General features: G+C 53.8%; 21 protein-coding genes. 3 read left to right on the plus strand and 18 right to left on the minus strand.

Annotated features, from left to right (window positions below):
- Positions 1-13: 13 nt before the first annotated feature.
- Both C162_RS14055 and C162_RS14060 read left to right on the plus strand, forming a co-directional pair.
- The gene (locus C162_RS14055) at positions 14-1,468 is read left to right on the plus strand and encodes an alpha/beta hydrolase family protein (RefSeq protein ID WP_036695098.1); all 1,455 of its coding nucleotides are present in this window, start codon (positions 14-16) and stop codon (positions 1,466-1,468) included.
- 36 nt (positions 1,469-1,504) lie between these two features.
- Positions 1,505-1,903 carry a MerR family transcriptional regulator gene (locus C162_RS14060; protein ID WP_036695099.1) on the plus strand — a complete coding sequence of 133 codons (399 nt, stop codon included), beginning with the start codon at positions 1,505-1,507 and terminating at the stop codon, positions 1,901-1,903.
- Between the two features lie 110 nt (positions 1,904-2,013).
- Here the strand turns inward: C162_RS14060 and C162_RS14065 are convergent, their stop codons facing one another.
- The 8 genes from C162_RS14065 to C162_RS14100 all read right to left on the minus strand — a co-directional run bounded on the left by C162_RS14065 (position 2,014) and on the right by C162_RS14100 (position 9,673).
- On the minus strand, positions 2,014-2,787 hold the full coding sequence (locus C162_RS14065; protein WP_442792437.1) for a cupin domain-containing protein: 774 nt from the start codon (positions 2,785-2,787) through the stop codon (positions 2,014-2,016).
- Between the two features lie 370 nt (positions 2,788-3,157).
- Positions 3,158-3,709 (minus strand): YfiT family bacillithiol transferase, encoded by a 552-nt coding sequence (locus tag C162_RS14070; protein ID WP_063829015.1) that lies wholly within the window; start codon positions 3,707-3,709, stop codon positions 3,158-3,160.
- 19 nt (positions 3,710-3,728) lie between these two features.
- On the minus strand, positions 3,729-4,400 hold the full coding sequence (locus C162_RS34370) for an HAD family hydrolase (RefSeq protein ID WP_051493487.1): 672 nt from the start codon (positions 4,398-4,400) through the stop codon (positions 3,729-3,731).
- A gap of 35 nt (positions 4,401-4,435) precedes the next feature.
- The gene (locus C162_RS14080) at positions 4,436-6,061 is read right to left on the minus strand and encodes a glycoside hydrolase family 9 protein (protein WP_036695100.1); all 1,626 of its coding nucleotides are present in this window, start codon (positions 6,059-6,061) and stop codon (positions 4,436-4,438) included.
- On the minus strand, positions 6,058-6,912 hold the full coding sequence (locus C162_RS14085; protein WP_036695101.1) for an HAD hydrolase family protein: 855 nt from the start codon (positions 6,910-6,912) through the stop codon (positions 6,058-6,060). Before C162_RS14085 ends, C162_RS14080 begins: the two co-directional genes overlap by 4 nt.
- A 28-nt stretch (positions 6,913-6,940) precedes the next feature.
- Positions 6,941-7,681, minus strand: coding sequence for a GTP pyrophosphokinase (locus C162_RS14090; RefSeq protein WP_036695103.1), 741 nt, complete (start codon positions 7,679-7,681; stop codon positions 6,941-6,943).
- A gap of 245 nt (positions 7,682-7,926) precedes the next feature.
- A complete protein-coding gene (locus C162_RS14095) occupies positions 7,927-8,961 on the minus strand; it encodes an HD-GYP domain-containing protein (RefSeq protein ID WP_036695104.1) in 1,035 nt (344 codons plus the stop codon).
- A 253-nt stretch (positions 8,962-9,214) separates the two neighbouring features.
- Positions 9,215-9,673, minus strand: a complete 459-nt coding sequence (locus tag C162_RS14100) for a hypothetical protein (protein ID WP_036695105.1) — start codon at positions 9,671-9,673, stop codon at positions 9,215-9,217.
- 81 nt (positions 9,674-9,754) lie between these two features.
- On the opposite strand from C162_RS14100, the gene C162_RS14105 reads away from it, so the two are divergent.
- Positions 9,755-10,054, plus strand: a complete 300-nt coding sequence (locus tag C162_RS14105) for a Dabb family protein (protein ID WP_036695106.1) — start codon at positions 9,755-9,757, stop codon at positions 10,052-10,054.
- Here the strand turns inward: C162_RS14105 and lepB are convergent.
- From lepB to C162_RS14155, 10 genes are read right to left on the minus strand one after another with little or no spacing between them, the layout of a single operon-like run.
- On the minus strand, positions 10,051-10,548 hold the full coding sequence (gene lepB, locus C162_RS14110) for a signal peptidase I (RefSeq protein WP_036695107.1): 498 nt from the start codon (positions 10,546-10,548) through the stop codon (positions 10,051-10,053). The genes C162_RS14105 and lepB overlap by 4 nt on opposite strands.
- 25 nt (positions 10,549-10,573) lie before the next feature.
- Positions 10,574-10,975, minus strand: coding sequence for a DUF4265 domain-containing protein (locus tag C162_RS14115; RefSeq protein WP_036695108.1), 402 nt, complete (start codon positions 10,973-10,975; stop codon positions 10,574-10,576).
- 33 nt (positions 10,976-11,008) lie between these two features.
- Positions 11,009-11,881, minus strand: a complete 873-nt coding sequence (locus tag C162_RS14120) for an SDR family oxidoreductase (RefSeq protein ID WP_051493489.1) — start codon at positions 11,879-11,881, stop codon at positions 11,009-11,011.
- 15 nt (positions 11,882-11,896) lie between these two features.
- Positions 11,897-12,499: a CDP-diacylglycerol--glycerol-3-phosphate 3-phosphatidyltransferase gene (gene pgsA / locus C162_RS14125; RefSeq protein WP_036695109.1), complete on the minus strand. Its 603-nt coding sequence runs from the start codon at positions 12,497-12,499 to the stop codon at positions 11,897-11,899.
- A gap of 34 nt (positions 12,500-12,533) precedes the next feature.
- A complete protein-coding gene (locus C162_RS14130; protein WP_036695110.1) occupies positions 12,534-13,679 on the minus strand; it encodes a GNAT family N-acetyltransferase in 1,146 nt (381 codons plus the stop codon).
- Positions 13,676-14,992 carry a F390 synthetase-related protein gene (locus tag C162_RS14135; protein ID WP_036695111.1) on the minus strand — a complete coding sequence of 439 codons (1,317 nt, stop codon included), beginning with the start codon at positions 14,990-14,992 and terminating at the stop codon, positions 13,676-13,678. Before C162_RS14135 ends, C162_RS14130 begins: the two co-directional genes overlap by 4 nt.
- Entirely contained in the window at positions 14,989-15,843 is an 855-nt protein-coding gene (locus tag C162_RS14140; protein WP_036695112.1) for an MBL fold metallo-hydrolase, read from the minus strand. The genes C162_RS14135 and C162_RS14140 overlap by 4 nt, the downstream gene beginning before the upstream one ends.
- Positions 15,840-16,832, minus strand: a complete 993-nt coding sequence (locus C162_RS14145; protein WP_036695113.1) for an NAD-dependent epimerase/dehydratase family protein — start codon at positions 16,830-16,832, stop codon at positions 15,840-15,842. Before C162_RS14145 ends, C162_RS14140 begins: the two co-directional genes overlap by 4 nt.
- Positions 16,829-18,046, minus strand: a complete 1,218-nt coding sequence (locus C162_RS14150) for a hypothetical protein (RefSeq protein ID WP_036695114.1) — start codon at positions 18,044-18,046, stop codon at positions 16,829-16,831. Before C162_RS14150 ends, C162_RS14145 begins: the two co-directional genes overlap by 4 nt.
- Positions 18,036-19,037 carry a beta-ketoacyl-ACP synthase III gene (locus C162_RS14155; protein ID WP_036695115.1) on the minus strand — a complete coding sequence of 334 codons (1,002 nt, stop codon included), beginning with the start codon at positions 19,035-19,037 and terminating at the stop codon, positions 18,036-18,038. Before C162_RS14155 ends, C162_RS14150 begins: the two co-directional genes overlap by 11 nt.
- Positions 19,038-19,238: the final 201 nt, after the last annotated feature.

Consider the following 19,238-nt stretch of genomic DNA (forward strand, 5'->3'; position numbering starts at 1 on the left):
GGAGGTAGTACAAATGAGAATATTTGAGATTGTAGTCATTGTGGTGATTCTGGCTGTTACAGCAGGAAGGATAGGGACCAAGAAAAACCGGAGGCTGGATACCTTCATGCTGCTGGCTGTCGTTATAGCTTTGATGCTGCATGGGGTGCTGGAGAATTACCGGATCCAGATGGCTCCAGCCTACGCCGCAGCGCTCGGGCTGTTGACCATACTCGGATTCAGACTTGTGAGGCATCCCCGGACGGGCCCGCCTAAGCGGTATCCGAAGCTATGGAAGAGTCTGCTGCTGATATTCATCCTCCTTCTTACAGGAGTATCCGTCTATGCGTCCAGACTGCTCCCGATGTTCACGCAACCCGAGCCAACTGGGCAATATGCCATCGGAACGATCGCACGCGAGCTTATCGATGAGCAGCGTAACGAGACGCTGAGCGCTGAGGAAGGCGGCAAACGGAAGCTGATGGTTAATGTATGGTATCCAGCCGATCCTGATCAGACTGAGGGCAAGCCTAAGGAGCATTACCCCTCTGCACTGGGCGAAGCGATTAGCCTTGTATTCGGATTGCCGAAGCAGCTATTCAGCCATGTCACCTATATTCCGACTCATGTTGCAAACGGAGTGAAGCTCTCGGCACACGAAGCCAGCTATCCGGTCCTGCTGTTCTCGCCAGGTATCCGCTCCACCAGATTTCAGAGTATGTCGATTATCGAAGAATTAGTCAGCCACGGCTATATTGTCGTAGGGATGGATCATCCTTATACCTCAGCCAAGGTCACTTACCCGGATGGCGCTTCGGTCTACTACGTGCCTGATCCGAAGTTCGATACTTCCGCAGCGCTCTACAACTACAATGTGAGCGGAATTGCCATTCGTGCAGCAGACGCCAGCTTTGTACTCGACACCCTGACCGCATGGAATGTACAGGACCCGAATGGATTGTTCCAGGGCAGGCTGGATCTTAGCCGTACGGGGATCTTCGGCCATTCCTATGGCGGGGCAACAACGGCCGAAGCTTTAGCCCAAGACAAACGGTTCAAGGCAGGTGTCAGTCTGGAAGGCGGGTTCTGGGGCAAGGTTGCCCATGAAGGGCTGACGCAGCCTTTTATGTACGTGATGTCCGGCACGACTGCGCAGAATCTTGCACATCCCGAAGCGAACACAGATCCCCTGATCTATGAAGAGTTCACACCGGATCTGAAGTCGGTTATGAGCCGCAGCACCAGGGATACCTATTATCTGACAGTGGATCATTTCATTCACCAGAGTTTTACGGATATAGCCCTGCTGTCGCCCTCCTTATTCGCCAACGGCCTTGATCCGGTGCATACTGTAGATATAAACAGAACCTATGTCCGGTCATTCTTCGATCAGTATCTGCTAAATGAGCCGCAGGTGCTGCTGAACGGTCCTTCGGCCGAATACCCGGAAGTAACCTTTGACCCGGCCTTCACGCACAAGCGACCATAGGAGGTAGATAGATATCGAATACAGGAGGAATGCCAAATGAAGGGAATGACCCGTGGGGAGCTGGCGCGGCAGGCGGGGCTGAGTGCGGCAACCATCCGTTACTATGAAGACAGCGGGATCCTGCCAGTGCCGGAGCGGACCGCTAAGGGATACCGGATCTACTCTGCAGATGTTCTGGTGAAGCTGAAGTTCATCAAGGATGCCAAAGTACTGGGTTATTCACTGAAAGAAATCCAGGCGGCGCTTGCCCTGCTCGGCTCGAAGATGGATGAAGAGACCTTGAAGGAACTCGTCCGCGACAAAATCACCGAAATCGACGAAAAGGTTGCGGCCCTGTATGCTATTCAAAGCATGCTGGCCGGTCTGCTCGAGACCCCGCAGGAGGATATTCAGAATTATCTGCATTCCTTCCAGGTTCCAGATAAGAATCACTGAAGACAAGCTAAGTTATAATGTGAAACATATAAGTTCTTATATTCGCAAAAAAACGGCAGCGTCATTCTGTATTCACAGAATACGCTGCCGTTGGTGCTGTTTGGATTCTGTTATTCGGTTCCAGCCTCATGTACAGCTTGCGGAGTAGCCTGGACGTATTGCTGCTGGCGGTAGGGCTGGGCATATGGCTGCGCATAATAACCATGTACCGCCATCGGCTGGTATCCGAAGGATTGCGGAGCCTGCTGCTGGTGCATGTAAGGCTGCATGTTCGCATTAGCCATCATCGGCGCCATATTGGCAGGAGCGATGTGGGTTCCCTTCATATTCTCGGCTGCCGCCTTCGCAGTGGGACAGCAATCCGCAGGCGGACCAATGAAGGTCTGAGGCTTCACCGGAGCGAGTGCTTCCTTAACCAGCGCTTCATTAAGGCAATAGGTATGTGCCAACACATTAGCCGGGGTTAGGCTCAGAAGATCCGAACCGAGGATGACCTCCGGTGTAGGGGCATCGAAGATCGCCAGCAGATGGGTGCAATCCATCGTGGCCACTTCATAATGCCACCAGCCCTGCGGCACATTGGCAACCTGACCCGGAGTGATCGGAAAATGCAGCAGCTCGTTCGTAAACGGGTTGATCAGTGACACCACTGCCGCGCCCGAGATACAATAGACCAGCTCAGCGGCATTTTGATGATAATGCGGCTCGACCACATTGGATCTGCTGAGATAGATATCGAGCAGCGAAGTATTCTCCAGGGTGTTCAGATTTTTGATGCCCAGTACGTTGATATAATTGCAGTCATCCTTCTTGAATAAGGTGTTGCCATTCATATCAAACGTAAACTGTGTATTGGGCGACGTATAGTCCATATAAGAGGTCACACATATCCGTCCTTTCCTCGGGGCCGTTTTTTTATCGTTCTGGTTATAGGATATGTATCCGCCCATGCCCAGGTGACAGGTTCATTCGATAATAGATTAGGCGGACGGGCCGGGCTGGGCTGGATGGGGCTGCAACCCTAAAAGGAGCAACGTCTCGTAGGGCCCGGTTCCGCCCTGTGCTATTGTATGCCGTTTTCCGCATACATTTTAACCAGAGGCCCCGTATCCGCCCGAATGTATGCTGTTTTCCGCATACATCCCAGACTCCTCGTATACTCGTCGGGCCTCCACACCCTTTTCCGGCGGACAAAATAAAAAGACGTAGGGTACACAACCCCTCCGTCTTTTTATGCTAAAACAAAGTTATCATTTACCAGCCGCTTCGCTGGATCAATGCTGTAATCTGCGCGATATGATGACGGCTGTGCCAGATGTACCTCTCCACTGCAGTATCCAGTGTCATCTCACCAAGACCGCCGCTTACGAAGGTCCGGTCATAATCCTCAGGCTGCAAGGACTCCAGTAAGGTCGCGAATCTGCGGTTAAGCAGTCCGATGAGCTGGAGTGAGGATTCCACCGGTTCGTTGGAAGAATCGCTCAATTCCGCCCACAGATCCTGTCTGTAGCTTGGAACCAGCGGCGCTTCCTCCGTCAGTCCACGCTTGAAGCGGAGGTACGCGTACATGCCCGTATCGGTGAGATGATGCACGACCTGAATCACGGTCCAGCCGCCCGGCCGGTAAGGGGTATGCTGCTGTTCCGCCGTTAGCGGCTGGACTGCTGCCCGCAGCTCCTCTGCCAACTGCCTAAAGACCGCAACCGATTCTTCCCGCACCTCTGCTGTCCGGTTCCCCTTAGCGGCGAATCTTCCAATCGGGTATTTTAACAATTCCAGCTCCTGCTCTTCCACATTGTCGTTCATTTCGCTCACGGCTCCTTTGTTATTGTTCTCTGGATATCAGCTCATAGGCCTCTTCCAGTGTTCCCGCTGTAACATCCGGCTTGACTTCAAGCTCCCAGGGCTGACCGTTCCGGTTGAGCCAGCAGGATTTGATTCCGGCTCTGGCTGCTCCGAGAATATCTGACGCAGAGTCTCCAATGTGGATAATTTGCTCCGGCTCCACCCCATAATGGGTTATCACCTCAGTAAACATACGGTTATGCGTGTCATTCTTATATGACTGATACGTCTCAGAGGTGAACAGCGCGATGGGATAATTCCGGTAGAACTCAGGAAGCATTAGATCATCTGTATCACTTACAATGCACACTTGATAATCCCGGCATATGCGCTGTAAGAAGGCCTCTGTGTCTTCGTACATTTCAGACAGCCGGTGTTGGGCAAAGAGGTTATCCACTGCCTGCTCACAATCGCAATCCAAACCGGACTCCTGGAATACGCTCTGAAACCCTCTGTAATAAATCTCTCTGCTACTGATAAAAGTACCCGCCTCCCGGGCTTCGCAGGCTGCGGCATAATAACGGCTCAGCAATTGCTTGCCGAGCTGCAGTGCCCTTGCTTCACTGAACTTCTGCTGGAGAATCGGCCTCCAGACCTCTGCCCGCCTGCTCTCAATATTCACCAGGGTCTGGAACATATCCAGACTAATCACTTTGAATGACTGTATGGGTCCGTCTCCTTATCTGATCAGCAATTGAATCTCGCCGTCACGAACAATGCCGGTGAATTCCAGTAGATCGTTACCTCGTTCGTAGAATAACTGTCCTCGTGATCCGCGTAACACTGGGCTGCGGGTTTGCGCCGCAAATGCTCCTTCACATATTCATCATGCAGTCCCCGGTCCGGACCGCCAACCACCAAGCCCGGAACCGGCTCAACCACATGATCGCCCACAGACGGGCGGTGATGGGGATGCATGACCGCATGTTCGCCGAAGCCGCTCACATAGCTGATCCCCAGCACATTGCGGCCCAGCAGGTAATGCAGATGATCCAGAGCACAAGCAGCATATTCCTGTTCCCCGCTGAAATGTTCCGCTGCCAGCAGCAGCATGGCATGGTTCATGACCAGCATATTGCTGCCCCAGATATAGTCCTGCTCCAGCAGCGAGATTCTGTAGCCGTCGTCATGGCTCTGCCGCAGCAGGCGGTCTGCTTCTGCCAGCAAGCCCTCCCTTAGCTCAGCATAGAGAGATGGCTCCGTGCCTGCCTCCCCTATGAGCAGATATGCCAGTGTGCCATAGCCGCCCATATCCCCCCAGCCGAAGCTGTATTTGGAGAACGGCAGCTTGGCAAGCTCAAGCGCCGCACTGTGGAATTGTTCATCTCCTGTCGTGCGGAATAGCTCCGCCGCTGCCCAGAAGCGCTCGTCGCTGTCAACCTTATCGCCATATTCCCCCGTGGTAATCCCTCGCGGATTGGTGAAGCCTGGTACATGCGGATGCGCAGTCAGCCAGCTCCAGGCAGCCCGCGCGGCTTCCAGACACCGCGCCGCATATGCCTCATCGAACGGCTTGTAGATCCGCGCCGCCATAGCCATCACCCCGGCGAAGTCCCCGGTAGCAGCCGCAGAGACCGGCGAGAAATACAGCTCCGCAGTATCCTCCTCCGGCATCACATCAAGGCCGGGGAAATGCGCCGTGGTCAGCTTGTGGTAGACCCCGCCGCTGCCGGACTCCTGCATTTTGAATAGCCAGTCCAGCTCCACTGTGCATTCCAGCAGGACATCCGGCAGGCTGCCGTCACTCTCTGGAAGCGTATGTACACCAGCAAATGCCGCAGGATACAGCTCCCAAGCCAGAAGAAGATCTGCTACGGCCTTCGCTCCCGGCCCGGAGTATTTTCCGTAGTCTCCCGCATCGTGCCACCCTCCGCTGCTGTCCAGACTCAGCCCAGGCTGGCCGATGACTGTACCCTCTGCCAGATGGCAGGCCTTATGCCCCCAGGCTCCCGCATACTCTCCGTCAAGTTCCACGCCGCAGCGGTAGTAATAGAAGGCCTTCAGCAATCCCTGCTGCAGCTCCTGATACGGCTTGTCTGCAATAACAAATGCAGCGGACTGCTCGCCCTCCGCCCCTTCGATCCGGTACTTCCCGGGTGAGGTAAGCGCCGAGAAATCTCCGCTGCGTACACGGCAGCCGCTGGGCTTATCCTCAATATAAGCCCCGGTCTGTCCGGTGAATACCACATTCTCACTTGCTATGTCAATTATATGATAACGTGGGTTATCACCGGAGAACAGAGCCAGCTTATCTCCTCCGCTTGAATAACCCGCCTGGTTCACTGCAATGGTACGAAGACGCTTGTCACTCATCCTGTAATCGCTCCCTTGTTCATAGTCTCCGCGAGAAACACTGCTACACCATCATCATTATTGGATGCTGTAATTACATGTGCAATTACTTTGAGCTCCTCTTGAGCGTTCTCAACCGCAACACTCGTCCCGGCCGCAGCGAACAGGCCCAGATCATTCAAGTGATCGCCGAACACCACAATATCCGTGGCAAGAAGGTCCATATGCTGTGCCCATAGCTTAAGCCCTTGACTTTTATTCGCATTCGGATGGCTAAATTCCAAAAAATAATGATCCTCTATGTATATATCCTTCATAAAATGAATATGAACTTCTGCGCCAAAGCGCTCAAGCACCTTCTGGTGAAGCGGCTCCAGGTCCTCCAACTTGCCTATAAAAGTCATTACAACGGTCCGGTACCCGGCAGGACATTCAAGCATCTCTACCTGACGGAAACGCACATCATTCTTCCGGGAATTACAGAACTCCACATCACCAGTCCGGGTAGGAGCTTCATACAACACCCGCTCACTGCCTGTTGCATCCAGCAAAAAATGAAAAGGGGTGATTCCATAAGCCCGCCCCAGCGTTATAATTCCCCCGGAAATAGCGGGATCCAGCCAGTAGCCGTCAATCACCCTACGTGCTACGCTGTCATAGATAAGCGCACCATTATAAAGAATCACCGGATACCTCCAAGGGATATCTGCCACTACGCTGTCAGCACTGATAAATCCTCTTGCAGTTGCAAAGCTGATAATCATTCCCTGTTCCATCGCTTCTGTAATCACCTGTACAGTGTATGCCGACAGCTTTTGTTCCGAGTTCAGCAGAGTTCCATCCAGATCAGTAACGTAGGCTTTTCTATGCATGCGTCTTCTAACAGCCACCCTCCATATTCTATTCCTTCAACAACTTAACAAAGTTGTCCGGCAGACTGAACTGCTGATTGCCCAGAATCATATCCCGCAACTCGGAGAATGGATCTTCGTCCTCCTGCGAATCCTTGATTTCCTTAATTTCACGGTGCAGCCGCTCCATCTGCACATCGAGTTCGTACGCCTTGTCAGCCGCATTCTTAAGTTCACGGGTCAGATGCTCAGGAACCGCCTGGCTGTATTTATAGAAAATTTTATGCTCCAGACTGGCCCAGAAATCCATAGCTATCGTGCGGATCTGTACCTCAACACAGACATGCTCCTGACAGTCCGACATGAATACGGGAACCTCGATAAGCAGATGCAGACTCTGATAACCGTTCGGCTTCGGGTTTTTAATATAATCTTTCACCTCAAGCACTTTGAGATCGTCCTGCTTCTGCAGCATGGCGCTAACCTGATAAATATCCGAAATGAACGAACATGTGATCCGCAGCCCGGCGATGTCCTTAATACTGGCTCTGATCTGTGGGAGGGACAACTCACTGTTCTTACGCAGCATTTTCTTCATAATGCTCTCCGGGGATTTGATCCGGGACTTGGTATGCTCAATCGGGCTATAGTCGTGAAGGAGCTGGAATTCCTCTTTGAGGATATCAATCTTGGTCTCCATCTCGGCAAGAGCGAACTTGTAAATCATCATAAAGCGGGTAAGCTCATATTTGAGCTGCTTCAATTTCTCTAACTGGTTGTCGGTATGCATCTTCATTTCTCCTTTATGCTGCTGCACAGACTGACTAGAATCTCTATCTCTATGCAACTCTTCCATCTCTCATTAATCATAGCCAATCTATGGCTTGAACACAAACCTTCCTCCGGTCACCGGGACTCCTGCGTGCTAGCTCCTTTCATCTTTCTGCACATAAAAAAAAGCCAAACCGTCCAAAAGGACAGTCTGGCCGTTCATTAGAAGAGGACGCTGCGGACAGTGCCTCTTCATCCGGTTATTCAGTTCACCACTTCGTCGATGGACAGGCTGCGTTCACGCGACAAATCCCGGAAGCTCTCGCCCACTTTTACCAGCGGCTTAAAGAGGTCCAGCGGGTTATTCATGACGATCATGCCCACTTCGCCGTTGCTAAGCTGTACATTCTTGCCCACGAAGCTCGGCAGTAAATGTCCGGTCAATGCCTGCACCACCGTCTCGTTCAGCTTGCCGAAGCCCATCTCATGTACCTTGCGCAGCACCGTGACCAGCCCCTGCTTGGGACGGTTCGCAGTAGAGGTGGTGAGCGACATATAGATGTTGGCTACGGAAACAATCTGGGCGTATGGATGGATCTCTTTTTTGAGCAAGTGATTCGGATAGCCTGAACCATCCTCATATTCATGATGCTGGAGGGCTACCAGCGCGGTAACCTCGTCCATTTTGGAGCCGCGGATCAGATCATAGCCATAGAAGGTGTGCCGTGCCAGCTCATCCTTCTCGGAATCCGTCAGCAGACCCTGCTTGTTCAGGATCGACAGGGGCACCTGGCTTTTGCCGATATCATGCAGGTAGCCTGCACGGCTGATCAAGAAGCGCTCCTCCTTGGAGTAACCCATCCACGCAGCAATATAATAGGATAATAAGCCCACCTGTAACGAGTGGTGATATGTATCGATGTCATCCCGGTCCAACAGGAGCAGCAGGGAGACAACATCCTTTTGCCCTTCCAACGTCTCCAGCAGCGGCTTCAGCGTATCATCGACTGCCGACTGCGAGAAGCTGCCCTTCGTCAAGGCTTCCAGAAAAATCGCTTCATAATTCAAAATAGCGAGATCAAAATCATCGTGCAGCCCGTGGCTGGGCGCAGCTTCTTCATCCGTATTCAGCCCGCTGCGCTGCTCGATATCGACATAATCAATTTTGTGCCGGATCAGGATACTAATCTCTTCCCGTTCCACACGCGTCCCCTTGGGGAGAACGTGCAGCCCTACACCATTGAAAGTGTCTGCCATGAGACAATCACCGTGCTTCAGATCCGTGACATGTACTTTCAAGTACCAGCACCCCTTTTGTATTAAATATATGAACTTACAGGTTTCACACGGTAACTTATCCTTCTATTTCTCGCTGAGACGGATGCCGCCCTTGAAAGGACGGCAAAGCTGTTTCCGCTTGATAGGAATATTCCGTTATGCTCCACTTGATCATAGTCAACAGACGGTAAAGTAACAATCCGGTGAAAGTCACAAACTCCAAGCAATCTAGTTCTATAGAATCCCTGTCTTTAGACGCCTTTCCATATTCTGTTCAGAGCCATTTGACAAATCTCTTGTATTTCAGCCTAATTTCGTTCTCTTCCGCCCAGTTCATTAGTCTCTTCCTCACCGCTGCCGTGTCTTCTGTGAACCTGAAACAGAGATTAACCGGGACAATCCGTTTGCCTGCAGGTAATATTCCTACTAACGGACCATCTATGTAAATGACCTTAATCCCTGACGCGGAGATGTGCTCGTTGCGAATAATAAGCGAATCCGTCCCCCACTGAAGCCGGCCTTCCTTCCGCAGCGCGTTAACGAGAATGAAGAGGAAGGCTACGCAGCAGACACCTATCCACCCCAGTCTGAAGTAGTATAAAAAGAAATGCCTATCCGGATCGAGGCCGGGGGATAGCGAAAGAAAAATAATGGGGATCAGAATAGCTATCAAGGTTTGAATAGACTTAGGAGCCTTGATAGGGTCGGTTATGGCTAGTGAATCTCTGGTCAACTTGTTCAACCTCCATCCGTCCAATTTGTAGTATAATCGCTAATGCAGTCCAACACTTTGCCCAAGGGGGATCAATCCATTATGTATGAGCATCTCGTCGTCTTCCGCTTCAAAGAGCAATTCGAACCAATCCAGGAGCAAGACCTGTTACAAGCACTGCTGGCGCTAAAAAAGCAAATCCCCGGCATCATCGACCTTACAGCAGGCGTTAATGTGACCGAGGAGCAGGAGAATGTCCACGGCTATACGTTGGGGCTCCGCGTGACCTTTGAGAGTCAGGAAGCCCTGCGTGCCTACGGGCCTCATCCGGCCCATCAGAAGTTCGTATCCATGCTGGAGGGAATCCTGGAGAACGTTGTGGTGGTCGACTACCCGATTTAGAACAACTGGTTCACATCGAACAGTACTTTGCCGATCAGCGCATCCTTGTCTACGAACGGAGTCTCCCATAAGTGAGCATCATAGCTGACGTTACGGTTGTCGCCCAGGAAAAAATAATGGTCTGCGGGAACGGTGACCGGCCCGAAGGTATAGGTCATCGCTTCCTGGAGATACGGCTCAGCAATGGCCTCTTGGTTACGGTACAGCTTGCCTTCCTTGATCTCAATCACATCGCCCGGCAGACCGATCAGCCGTTTTACATATCTTTTATGCGCATCTTCGGCAACCGGCGGATGGAACACCACGATATCGCCATGCTTCAGCGAGGTATTCCAGAGCATTTTGTCCACCACAAGCCGGTCGTTAATCGCTATAGTCGGAATCATCGAGCCGGTAGGCACACGCATTGCTTCCGCTACGTAGGTACGGATAAATAAGGATAGAATAATGCCAATGGCAATGCTCGGCACCCACTGTTTCAAGAATTTCTTCAATTCCCTTCACCTCAGATTCGTATAATTAGCCTTCAAAATGCTCAATAATCCGCGACATTTCCTGCTCCGCGTCTACAGCAGAGTGCTTAGGCAAATAAATCACCAGCAGTCCCCCGAAGATCTGCTCCCATCTGCCCCCATGCTCTGTAACCCGCTCCGTGAAGCTGCGGATCTCGCCGGAAGCCGCCGTTTCTTTGCTCAGCAGCCAGGCATACCGGACAAGCCCGGACTTCTTCACCGTCTCAATGTAATACGCGATCCCCTCACGCTCACTCACCCGGATAATGTCGCCAAGCGCAATCCCCGGGTTAAAAATCGGCGTCTCCTCAATCCGGTAGGTGTCCTTGTCGACCCGGGTCACATCCAGCACCTCAATCTCCCGGCCTTGCTCATCAAAGCATATATGTAATCCAACCGTTCCCGGCAAAAGCATCCCCCCCTATTCTGTTCTGTCATGCTATCATTTCATTGCCCGCAGTGATTTGGAGATAATCCCCTCCAGCACCTTCCAGGGAAGCAGGGCCTTGCCGATCATGAGCACCCGCGAGCCCCGGCCTACAGGATAGCGCAGCTTCGGTGCACGTTTGGCAGTGATCCGTCCAATCAGATCAGCTACCTCCTGCGGATCGGGAGCCGTCTCGGACGCGCGCCGGGAGTACCGCAGCACTTCCTCAAGCCTGGTGTGATACGGGGAGCCTTCATTTCTGTGCATACCTGTAATCCCTTTGTCCCAGATGGGGGTACGGAAGGAGCCCGGTTCAACCAGTACAACGCGGACGCCAAAAGAGAGCATCTCCTGCCGCAGACTCTCGCTGAACCCTTCCACCGCAAACTTCGAGGCGGCATACGGACCATAGCCCGGGAATCCGCTCAGTCCGCTGACACTGCTCACGTTAATGATTAGGCCGCTGCGCTGGACCCGCATTAGAGGAAGCACCGCCTTCGTTACGGCAATCAGGCCAAAAAAGTTAGTCTCCATCTGCCCTCGCCAAGCCTCCATGCTGACCTCCTCCACGAATCCGCCTACGGCGAAGCCGGCGTTGTTCACCAGCACATCAATTCTGCCGGCGAGCTCAAGACTAGCCTGAACAGCAGACGCAATCGAAGCTTCGTCCGTGACATCCAGTGCCAGCAGATGAATGCGCTCCCGCACCCCCGCTTGCTCAGCCTGCTGAACCAGCTCCTTGCTGCGGCCAAGATCCCGCATGGTGGCAATGACCCGGTACCCTCTGCGAGCCAGCGTAATTGCCGTCAGCAGCCCGAATCCGCTGGAGGTCCCGGTAATCAGCGCAACCGGTTCATGCCCCAGGGGCTGGCTTGGATTAGTGTTCATGGGGCACCTCCTTTTTTAATGATGTGATTTATGAGTCTCCAATTGCAGCAGCTGATAATTGTTCTTAATGTAGTTGTAACCCGAGTATACGGTAATGATTAATGCACCATACATCAGGGTTAGGTCAACAGGGAAGGAAGTAAACAGGCTGAAGGGCGCATTGTTCAAAAGAATTGCCGAGATTGCAGCAACTTGTAGGACCATCTTCCATTTGCCGTATTTATCGGCTGCCAGAGCTACCTTCTGCGCTGAAGCGGCGATACGGACACCCATCATTATAACTTCCCTCGCCAATATTAAAAAAGCAATCCAAGAAGGAATCATGTGCAAACTCACCATTAGAATCAGCGCGGCAGCAACAAGCAGCTTATCTGCCAACGGATCAAGCAGCTTTCCTAAATTGGTAATCTGGTTATATTTTCTCGCCACGTACCCGTCCAGCTTGTCTGTTATAGAAGCCATAATAAAAACTATAGCTGCATAAAAAACACCATGCACCTCTAAATAGGCCAGGATCGGGAATTGGTTGACCCATCCGTCCGGGTAAATGGGGAAAAGCGCAATGAACAGGGGAATCAGCAATATCCTGAACAAGGTAATACGGTTAGCTAAGTTCATCTTCTGCCTCCTGGCTCACATTCATTGTTCCGGCCTACAGCTTCAGCTTCTGAATAAGCGGAATGCCGATCCGGCGGAGCAGCAGCTCCAGGATGGACCAGCCGCAGCGGTTCAGCAGAGTGGTCCCCCGGTCATACACCGCAGAATATTCAGTGGCACCAGTCGCTCCCCGGTTGCGCTTGAACTGGCCGACGCCGGAGCTCTCGTGCAGTAGTAGCCCCCTGCTGCCTGCAAGCCCGATCAGCACAGCGGACAGCATACGGTAGAGTCCTAGGGACTGAGGCAGACTTGTGTCATAACCGAACAATGGCGCCGTCATCGCGCCCTCCCGCTCATAGAAGCCCAGCACCGCATCCAGCCTTCCTTCCTTACGCAGACCGTAGATCTGCAAGGTTCGCCGTTCCAGCGCCATGGCAATATAGGCTTCGGTGAACTGCGGATTATAAGCCGAATATTTATCGATATACAGCAGTCTGTACAGCTCCACAATGCGGGGAATATCTTCCCGTGTGATCTCCTCCGGACCAACCTCAGTATAGCCATGCTTCGCCAGCAGCTTCATGTCACGTTTGACTAGCCATCTAGCCTTGGAGTCAGCGGTATCCGGGTGCAGCAGGTAGATCTGCCGGCTTGGAACGAGCTTGCAGCCATACCCCTGCAGTCTGCCGATGATTTCTCCCGAGGTCTCCCGGCTAAGCGAACGATAGATTAAGGTATGACCCGGATAAGTCTGGCGGAGGTAATCAAGTATCGCCGTCAGCTGTTCCGCACTTAAGGCAGGATACAGATTGGTGGACAGCAGCCAGTTATTCACCTGAACCACCCGGTTGAACCGTGCTTGCCGCAGCATCCAGCCCATTCCTGTGAGCATTAGCGACAATAGGCCCTCTAGCATCCGGTTATTGAGCAAGGCCAGCTCCTCACGTGCATAACTGACATAATGGGTATAGGGTGAGCACACATAGGAATTGTCATTGTCTGCTTCGTTGACGGTAATCGGAACCGGCAGCCCATCGATGGTCAGCACCTTAACAGTTGTACTCACATTATCGATAAAAGGTTGCGCTCCCCGCTCCAGCAGCGGTGTAAGATACTCCCGGGCATACCGCCCATACTCCGTATCCGGCCAGACCAGCCCCGTAACAGAATCGCGTTCATACTGCGTTATCCTGTCCTTCACGGCTTCCAGCCCCTCTCCACACGGCGCAGCTTCACAGTTCCGGGCACGAAGTTGTAGTCGGTAAAAGTCAGCTGCGGAGGGATACAGGACAGCCTCGCGAACAAGCGCATCAGTGATGCTGTAATCTCCTGCTCCGTGCCTTGATTGGTGCCTGTCTGTGTACGATAGGAGATCTCTAGCTCAAGCAGGCTGTGCTGGATGACCCTGTAATGCTCAATGTCTGCGGAAGCCGCCAGTACAGCCCGGGTAACGAAATCAGGGAATACCGTGACCATAGTATCTTCTGCGGCATGCGGCAAATACAGAATATCATCGCAGCGTCCTTCGATTCGCTCAATGGCCGTGAACAGTGAACCGCAGGGACATGGCTCTGCCGCTTCGGTCAGAATATCATTCAGCCGGTAGCGGACGATGGGCTGCACACTTCTGGAGAAATCGGTCACGATGGGCACGAACCGGCGTGATTGTTCATCCAGCATTTCTTTGCCGATATGTACAATATCTTCGTTCAGATGCAGCGTCCCGTGACTGCAGGTAGCTCCGAGGAAGCCCTCGGTACACTGATAAGCCTGATGCACCTTCTGCCCGAAAGTCTGCTCAATCTGCTGCCGGTCAAGCGGGTCCAGCACTTCCGCAACCGCAATGATCCGGCGGGGATACAGATTCATCTCACCTGATTGCTGTGCCTCAGCCAGCAGACGCAGCATGGACGGCGGTGCAATCCAGATATCCGGCTGGTACTCCTTCATACGGTTCAAGAGCCGGGGAAGCGGCTCCAGCAGATCGAAATACCGGAACTGCAGCCGTCCCTGCTTCACAGATTCATACAAATTACTGTTTGCCCGTAGAAAAAAAGCAATTCTCGCCCGCTTCCACAGTCCACCCGGCAAAAGCTTCGCCAGTACCGTACCGGTCCAGGCCGCCTGCTCCTCTTCTCCCACGAGAAAAATCCCCCGGTTGCCGGAGGTTCCCGAGGATAACCCGACGGTGACGCCTTGCAGCGTAGGCTTGAAGTTCCTGCTGTTCTCCGCTTCATAGGCCTCGGCAAAGGCCTGCTCCTTCGTAATGCCGACTGTGTTGAGCTGATCGAAATTCTCCATCATCTCCGGCTTCCCGATTACGGGGAAGCTCCGCCAATCCTTGGACGGAATGCCTGCCCACAGCTCCCTGTAGAACTTCGAGTGCTGCCTCACCTTATCTGCATGGAGCCGGATACGCTTCTCCTGCCATTGCTCAAGTGCTGCCCGGTTCTTCCAGCGTCTCCCCCACTTGGTGAGAATGTAATGGGTAATCACCAGCCTGATCCGCTTCATGTCACACTTCCCGTTCCCCAGTGCGCAAGCGCCTCGCGGCAATGACTGGGCACAATCCGAAGCAGGGGAAATTGTTCATGCAGCTGACGCAGCCGCTCGAAATTGCGGTGGTATTCTGTCCGGCTGGACATGATCAGGCCTGCTGCCGGGTGCGGCTTGCGGTTCTCCCGGAACGCCCGGCTCGACCAGACCGTATCTGCGCAGAGCAGATAATCATGCTCACCGGTGGAGACGAATACGCCGATCATCCCGGCGGCGTGGCCTGACAGCTCAACCGCCAGCAGGCTGCCGTCTCCGAGCAGATCATAGGCTTCCGTGAACGGAAGGCCTTGCGGCAGTGCACGCTTCGCCGAAGCTTCATCCACAGGAATGGAGCGGAGTCTGAAATCCTCCGGCAGCAATCCGGGCAGGAATCCCGCCTTCGTAGCCCGCACAGGACCCAGCCCGATTACGGCATCGTAAGATTTCTGCAAATAAATATACTGCGCCTGCGGAAAATCCCGTACCCCACCGATATGGTCGGCATGAAAATGCGACAGCACCACATACCGCACCTCTTCCGGCGAGATCCCGCCTGCCTGCAACCGCCGCACTGCACTCTCTTCCTCCTTGTAGACAACCGGAGTGATCTTGCGGTATAGAGAGGCTGGCAGACTTGCTGTCTCTTGGAAGAAACGCGCGCTGTAGCCTGTATCGAACAGGATGGGTCCGTATTCCGGATGCCGGATCAGGGCATAACCTGCCGGGAAGGCAACCGGCTTCAGTGTGCCTCCGCGCAGCGTCAGCCGCTCGGGATGCAGGCAATAGCCCGCAGACAATATAGATAATCCAACTGGAATTTCTGTAATCATTGCTGTTCCCTCCACCATTCTGCAAAGGCGCGAAGTCCCTCGTCTGTTGTTATACGCGGTTGATAACCCAGCTGCTCACGGGCCAGTGTAATATCCAGTGTCTGGGAGATGCCGAGTGCGGCTGCAGAATAACGGGTCAGCAGCGGCTCACCCGGGATAGGCAGTACCTTGTAGATCCCCTCCATCAGGGCCGCTGCGGAATAAGCTACCGGGTAGGGCAATCGACGGGTGTGCAGCGGCAGCCCGAGCAGTGAGAATAGCCGGGTAACCAGCTCTTCGAACCTTAGCGGCTCACCATTGGTAATATTATAGACGCTGCCGGTTGCAGAGACCGGGGCTTCACAGCAGAGCAGCATGGCATCGACTACATTATCTACGCATGTGAGGTCAAGCCTCGCCTGTCCGCCATTCATCAGCGGCACCCCCTTACTCTCATTCGCTGCCAGCAGCCGGGGGAACAAAGCGTTGTCCATAGGGCCGAATATGGCTCTGGGCCGGAGCATGAAGGCGGCAAGCCCTTCTCGAGCTGCCTGACGGACAACCTGCTCGGCAATCCGCTTCGTTGCGGCATAAGCATTGGCCGGACGGCCGGGAAGCGGATCACTTTCCCGGATGCCGAAGCGGGACCGCTGGCTGGAATACACACTGGGCGTGGAGATATGAACCAGCCTTCCTACGTCATGCCGTTTGCACCCCTCAACTATATGGCTTGTCGCCTCCACATTGCACGTATAGAACTCCTTATATTTGCCCCAGGGTGACGACAAGGCTGCACAATGGAACACCACATCCATTTCCCGGCAAAAGCTATAGGCAGTCTCCGGGTCACGCAGATCCCCGGCCAGGAACACTGCACCTTCCTGCTCCAGCTGCTTCCCCTGCTCCGGGTTGCGTCCCTGCGCGTAGACCTCCCAGCCCATCCGGGCCAGCCTCCGGGCGGTATGCCGTCCAAGAAATCCGGTTGCACCTGTTACCAGCGCTTTGGTCATGCCTCACCATTCCATTCTATATCTTCTGTTAACGCCTCTGTGATTGAGATGCGGTGCCGCCTGGCTGTCTTCCAGGCGGCGTATACTATGCGGAACTGCTCGCGGGCAGGGCCGCGGTCATCCTTGCGGTAGACCACGTCTGCTGCTCCAAGCAGCGCCCGCCTCCAGCTGCGGAGACCCCCGGGTCCCGGCTTAAATCCGCAGCCCAGCATGAGCAGTGTCAGCATCGCTGTACGGGCTGAACGCGGAACAATCACTGTTCCGCTCTGCACGAGCAGACCGGGATTCAGCAGCGCCTCCGTCAGCCCTTCCTCTGGCGTGAACAGATGAATACCGCTTGTTGCGCGCGGATTGCATTCAATCGGATACAGCATCCCGTTCTCCGGTTCGATGAAATCGAATCCGATCTGGCCGCTGAAGCCGGTTGCTGCGGCGAACCGCTGGACCCATTCCAGAGCCGCAGGATGCTCCAGCGGTTCAAAATACACACTGGCCCCGCTGCGCCCCGTCCTGTACCTGCTGTCATACGCAGCATGCGCCACTACTGTGCCTTCGTGCAGTATGCTGTACGTACAAACCGCTCTGCCCTGAATGTACTCCTGGGACACCCAGGGAGCCTCGGCCGATAGTCCGGCTGGAGTCTCTATTTCTCCCGGAACGCGGCTATGCGGATTAGTTGAAGCGGAGCTTTTATCCGGGAGAATGACCTTCGACGCAAAGCGGGAATATGCAGGCTTATAGACCCGCTGCTCCCCCCTCTGCGCTGCCTGCTTCACAGCTCTCCGCCATTCTTCCGTACTGCTGATCAGCACCGTGTCCGGGACCTTGAATCCAAGCGAACGGAGCAGGACCATGAACTCCCCTTTATGGTGCAGCCCGGCCAGAATTCTCCGGTCTGATGTAAGTACACGGCACCCCGTCAGATGCTCAAGACCGGCAGAGACATAGAAAATCTCCTCACAGGTCGGAATCAGGCAGTGAATGCCTAGCTCTTCCGTTAACGCAGCCAGCCGCTGGACATAGGCCTGCGGCTGATGCCTTGGGGCAGGCACCCGGAAGCTGGCCTCGACGGCAGAGGATACCCGGCACAGATGATACTCAGCACTTTCTGCCACGTATACCCGGTGGCCCGCCGCCTTGAACAGCCTTGCCAGCTCCAGGGCCACCGGAGCGCGTCCGCCGGTAATCAGAATACGACGGGCCTCAGTACTCAATAATCATGCCTCCCAGAGACAGCCCTGCCGCCGTGCCGATCAGCATGATCCGGTCTCCGCGCGATATACGGCCCTGACGGACCGCTTCATGCAGCCCCATCGGGATGGATGCTGCAATCGTATTGCCATGGCCTGCGGTATTGTCGAGGAAGCGGTCCTCGGCAATACCCAGCTTTTTACGCAGGAGACGCATAGCCATTGCACTGCCCTGATGGGGAATGACCAGCGCGAAGTCGTCCATCTTATTGCCTGTGGCGCCCAGCATGTCAGCAATGAAATCCGGAAGCAGCTTGGACGCTTTGCGGAATATAGCCTGTCCATCCATATGGAACAGATAAGGCAGCGCATCCTCGGCTGTATAATTCTGGGGATGCAGTCTGGTCCCGCCTCCGGCAATCTCCGAATAACGCGCCCCGCTGCTGTAGGTCTTGAGGGAGGCATGGAGAATCTGCGAGGAATCTCCGGCCTCCGCAGGCCCGATCACCACTGCCGCCGCTCCGTCACCGAACAAGGCTGAGCTCTCCTTATCCTGCCAGTTCAGCCCTACGGATGCAATCTCAGTAGCCACCAGCAGCACATTCTTATATCTGCCCGCTTCCACCATGTAGGACATCACATCAAGCCCTACCAGAAAGCTGAGACAAGTCGCATCGATATCAAAAGCCGGGACACCCGAATCCGCCTGACCCATGGCCTGCTGAATGAACACGGCGGTACTCGGCAGCGGTTGCTCCTTGGTTCCGCTCGTACACACCAGACAATCAACCTCACTGAAGCTGAGGCCTGCGTCGGCGAGGGCTGCTTCAGCGGCTCTTGCACCCATGTAGGAGGCGGTTTCATCGTTGCCGGCATAATGGCGGGTGCCGACGCCAGTGATTTTGTTCACCCAGCCCGGTGTTGTGCCGAGGATCTTATCAAGCTCTGCATCACTAACTACACGCTCCGGCAAATATTTGCCTGTTCCTTTTATTTTCACATGTCTAAGCTGCATAATGCATCTCCCATTCCTGTGAGTACCAAGATGTCGAACTTTATATATTATTGTAAACTACAGATATATTCTACTAGATTTTCCGGCAGAGTCATATACAAAAAAGAAGATAAAATTCCCATTCCGCGAACTAACGTTCCTAAAAATGCTTGACTATGCAGGTTCACCGGGGTTATAGTAAATGCACAGGTAACACACATT

Origin of the sequence: Paenibacillus sp. FSL R7-269, from assembly GCF_000517865.1 — a bacterium.
Taxonomy (GTDB): domain Bacteria; phylum Bacillota; class Bacilli; order Paenibacillales; family Paenibacillaceae; genus Paenibacillus_AQ.

What these genes read in the sequence shown, in the direction of transcription:
- C162_RS14090 (WP_036695103.1), bottom strand. Translation starts at nt 7,681, where the DNA reads ATGCATACCGACAACCAGTTAGAGAAATTGAAGCAGCTCAAATATGAG.
- C162_RS14145 (WP_036695113.1), bottom strand. Translation starts at nt 16,832, where the DNA reads ATGACCAAAGCGCTGGTAACAGGTGCAACCGGATTTCTTGGACGGCAT.
- C162_RS14140 (WP_036695112.1), bottom strand. Translation starts at nt 15,843, where the DNA reads ATGATTACAGAAATTCCAGTTGGATTATCTATATTGTCTGCGGGCTAT.
- C162_RS14120 (WP_051493489.1), bottom strand. Translation starts at nt 11,881, where the DNA reads ATGAACACTAATCCAAGCCAGCCCCTGGGGCATGAACCGGTTGCGCTG.
- C162_RS14070 (WP_063829015.1), bottom strand. Translation starts at nt 3,709, where the DNA reads ATGAACGACAATGTGGAAGAGCAGGAGCTGGAATTGTTAAAATACCCG.
- C162_RS14155 (WP_036695115.1), bottom strand. Translation starts at nt 19,037, where the DNA reads ATGCAGCTTAGACATGTGAAAATAAAAGGAACAGGCAAATATTTGCCG.
- C162_RS14055 (WP_036695098.1), top strand. Translation starts at nt 14, where the DNA reads ATGAGAATATTTGAGATTGTAGTCATTGTGGTGATTCTGGCTGTTACA.
- C162_RS14060 (WP_036695099.1), top strand. Translation starts at nt 1,505, where the DNA reads ATGAAGGGAATGACCCGTGGGGAGCTGGCGCGGCAGGCGGGGCTGAGT.
- C162_RS14085 (WP_036695101.1), bottom strand. Translation starts at nt 6,912, where the DNA reads ATGCATAGAAAAGCCTACGTTACTGATCTGGATGGAACTCTGCTGAAC.
- C162_RS14135 (WP_036695111.1), bottom strand. Translation starts at nt 14,992, where the DNA reads ATGAAGCGGATCAGGCTGGTGATTACCCATTACATTCTCACCAAGTGG.
- C162_RS14105 (WP_036695106.1), top strand. Translation starts at nt 9,755, where the DNA reads ATGTATGAGCATCTCGTCGTCTTCCGCTTCAAAGAGCAATTCGAACCA.
- pgsA (WP_036695109.1), bottom strand. Translation starts at nt 12,499, where the DNA reads ATGAACTTAGCTAACCGTATTACCTTGTTCAGGATATTGCTGATTCCC.
- C162_RS14080 (WP_036695100.1), bottom strand. Translation starts at nt 6,061, where the DNA reads ATGAGTGACAAGCGTCTTCGTACCATTGCAGTGAACCAGGCGGGTTAT.